Genomic DNA, 2,790 nt, shown 5'->3' with positions numbered 1-2,790 from the left:
TGTTTTGACCGGACATATCGTTTTGGCTAGCTGAGTCAGAGCTAGCGTTGGTAGAGAAGGAGCGACAGCCTATTATATAAAATGGGTTTTAGTTTAGAGTTTTTAGGTACGGGAGACTCTGCCCAAGTACCGGTTTATAACTGTAATTGTGTCGCCTGTTTGCGGGCACGCTCGGATACTCGTTTACGTCGAGGCCCCTCTAGTGCAATGGTTCGTATTGCGGGTCAGCAGTGGCTAATTGATGCGGGGCGTATGGATTTAGCCGATGTATTTCCAGCCCCTGCTATTACGGGTATTTTAGATTTTTCGCACACTTGGCAGCCTTTTGAGTCGCGTCAGATTGCTCATGTCAAAGTCACTGCGGTGCCGTTGCAGCACTCCAAGCCTTGCTTGGGTTATGTGTTTGAAAGTGCTAAAGGGCGTTGCGCTTACCTAACCGATACGGTGGGATTGTCGCCTGAGACCTACGAGTGGTTACGACAGCGTCCTTTGACGTATTGTATTGTGGATTGCAGTCATCCTCCGCAAGAGCAAGCGCCACGGAATCATAATGATGTGACGCGAGCGTTAGCGATGTGTGAGGGGTTGGAGATCGAGCAGTTATATTTCACTCATCTTTCCCATGATATGGATCGTTGGTTGCTGCAGAATCAGGCAAGTTTACCGTCTCATGTCCATATTGCACGAGACGGTATGTATTTATTCTGCTAAAGGTATGTGGCGTAAGCTCAGCGCATTGCCCAAAACAAAAACGCTAGATAATGCCATCGCCGCCGCTGCAAAAATAGGTGACATTAAAATGCCTAGACTAGGGTATAAGATACCAGCAGCAATTGGAATTAAAGCAGCGTTATAGGCAAAGGCCCAAAATAGGTTTTGCTTGATATTTTTGATAGTGCTCTTAGATAAAGCAATGGCCTTAGGAACGCCCATGAGGTCACCAGACATGAGCACCACTTCTGCGGCTTCCATAGCAATATCGGTGCCTGTACCGATGGCAATACCGACATCGGCGTGAGCGAGAGCGGGGGCATCGTTGATGCCATCGCCAACAAGGGCCAACGTTCCATAGGTGGCACGTAGCTGGTCTATTTGTGGGCGGACAATTAAGTTGAGAAACGGACAAAATAGTTGAGAACTATGACGCGAAAGATGAGAACTTAACAAAATAGTTGAGAACTTTTAGAGGCCCAGTGATGCTGTGAAAAAGCATACTGGACTTTTATTATGGCTAAAACGAAATCTTCATTCTCTGAAGTACAAATTGCCCGTCGTTTTAAAGAGGGGCTGACCTTACCCCTAAATTAATACCAGTAGTTCGATGAGATTTTAGCTATTATGCTACCTGTTTTGCATAAATTGCCGGTGGCAAGTAGTTTAAGGCGCTATGTGGTCTTTCGTCGTTGTAATGGCGTTGCCATTGTTTGATTTCATAGCGGGCTTCGTTAATCGTTCTGAACCAGTGTAAGTTCAAACACTCATTCCTAAATTTACCATTCAGACTTTCCACAAATGCATTCTGCGTCGGCTTACCGGGTTGGATAAAATTGAGTTGCACTTGATGTGTTTTGCTCCAAAAAATAGGGCTTTACCGGTGTATTCTGGGCCGTTATGGCTACGCCGAACTTCGTTTCACAAACAATAGCTTCCGGTTTACCTCGTACTTCAATTAATTCCGATAAATAACGGGCGACTTGATGGCCTGAAATGGAAACGGAAACGAGTTGGCCTACCATTTCACGACTAAAATCATCCACAACATTTAACACGCGAAAGCGGCGTCCTGTCGCCAACTGATCTGAAACAAAATCCATCTACCATCGTTGATTTACGGCAGTTGGCCTGTCCATAACAAGGCGAGGCCGCACCCGCTTTTTCCGTTGCTTAGTGCGTACCTGCAAGCCCTGTTCCGTATACAGTCGATACGTTCGCTTTTTATTTACGACCCGTCCTTCGCGCTTAAGCAGGCCATAGAGCAATAAATAGCCATAGCGAGGATAGGTCATTACCAACTCTTTTAATCGAGTCACCAGTGACTCCTCATCACGTACTCCACAATGGCCTTTTTACTGGCGGGCTTTACCACTTTTTTGACACGACATCCTTCAACGCCTCATTTTCTAATAGTTTCTCTGCAAGCAGCTTTTTCAACTTAGCGTTTTCAAATTCGAGCTCTCGAAGGCGCTTCGCTTCATTCACTTCCATGCCCGCATACTTACTGCGCCAGTTATAAAACGTACCCGATGAAATACCGAGCTGACGACATAGGTCGCCAACCTTGGCACCGGCCTCATGCTCTTTAATAGCACGGATAATTTGTTCTTCGCTGTAACGCTTCTTCATGGTGAGATCTCCTTTTGTCCCAGTTTAATGGAAATCTCATCAACCTTATGGCACTGTTTTTGGGGGATAGGTCACATTGATTACGTCATCCTGCATGAGCGAGATCATATCGCTGAGCATAATCATCGTGAACGATTCTATCATTTAATTCAGGGGGGGCCAGACTGGGAAAGACCAAGCAGCGTCTGTATGGGCTAGCTAGCAGATTGTTGGTTTGAGGTTAAGTTGGTGGTGTGCGTTAATTAGAGTTAAAAGGATTTTAGTTTCAAACTGTTTTTTTTATTTTTAAGTTTTAATCTGACTCAGTACGCAGCTTATTCAGTTTCTATCTATTTTGTTCGCCACACTAAGTCTTTTATTTGTATAAGTTTTCATTTGATTTTCTTTATGTTATTAGGTATGTAGGGAGTGATATTGTGTACAATTAGAGCTCTATTTCTATTCTAG

General features: G+C 44.7%; 2 protein-coding genes and 2 pseudogenes. 2 read left to right on the top strand and 2 right to left on the bottom strand.

The features are described from left to right. Positions 1–81: 81 nt before the first annotated feature. Positions 82–711, top strand: a complete 630-nt coding sequence (locus Q1V74_RS06390; protein WP_300647554.1) for an MBL fold metallo-hydrolase — start codon at positions 82–84, stop codon at positions 709–711. On the opposite strand, the pseudogene Q1V74_RS06385 reads toward Q1V74_RS06390, so the two are convergent. Next, positions 700–1,086 (bottom strand): annotated as a pseudogene (locus Q1V74_RS06385) (HAD-IC family P-type ATPase); the annotation flags it as partial. The gene Q1V74_RS06390 and the pseudogene Q1V74_RS06385 overlap by 12 nt on opposite strands. A 250-nt stretch (positions 1,087–1,336) precedes the next feature. Beyond that, positions 1,337–2,343: pseudogene (locus Q1V74_RS06380) on the bottom strand (IS3 family transposase). Between Q1V74_RS06380 and Q1V74_RS11250 the strand changes: the two are divergent. Continuing rightward, the gene (locus tag Q1V74_RS11250; protein WP_366524650.1) at positions 2,293–2,541 is read left to right on the top strand and encodes a YgjP-like metallopeptidase domain-containing protein; all 249 of its coding nucleotides are present in this window, start codon (positions 2,293–2,295) and stop codon (positions 2,539–2,541) included. The pseudogene Q1V74_RS06380 and the gene Q1V74_RS11250 sit on opposite strands and share 51 nt — an antisense overlap. Positions 2,542–2,790: the final 249 nt, after the last annotated feature.

Origin of the sequence: Paenalcaligenes sp. (assembly GCF_030152715.1) — a bacterium.
In the GTDB taxonomy this organism is placed as follows: domain Bacteria; phylum Pseudomonadota; class Gammaproteobacteria; order Burkholderiales; family Burkholderiaceae_B; genus Paenalcaligenes; species Paenalcaligenes hermetiae.
The sequence above is the reverse complement of the archived record's forward strand: the minus strand, read 5'-3'. Positions and strand labels throughout refer to the sequence as shown.

Excerpts from the sequence above, each read along its gene's own strand:
- Q1V74_RS11250 (WP_366524650.1), top strand. The coding sequence starts at position 2,293 with ATGCTCTTTAATAGCACGGATAATTTGTTCTTCGCTGTAACGCTTCTT.
- Q1V74_RS06390 (WP_300647554.1), top strand. The coding sequence starts at position 82 with ATGGGTTTTAGTTTAGAGTTTTTAGGTACGGGAGACTCTGCCCAAGTA.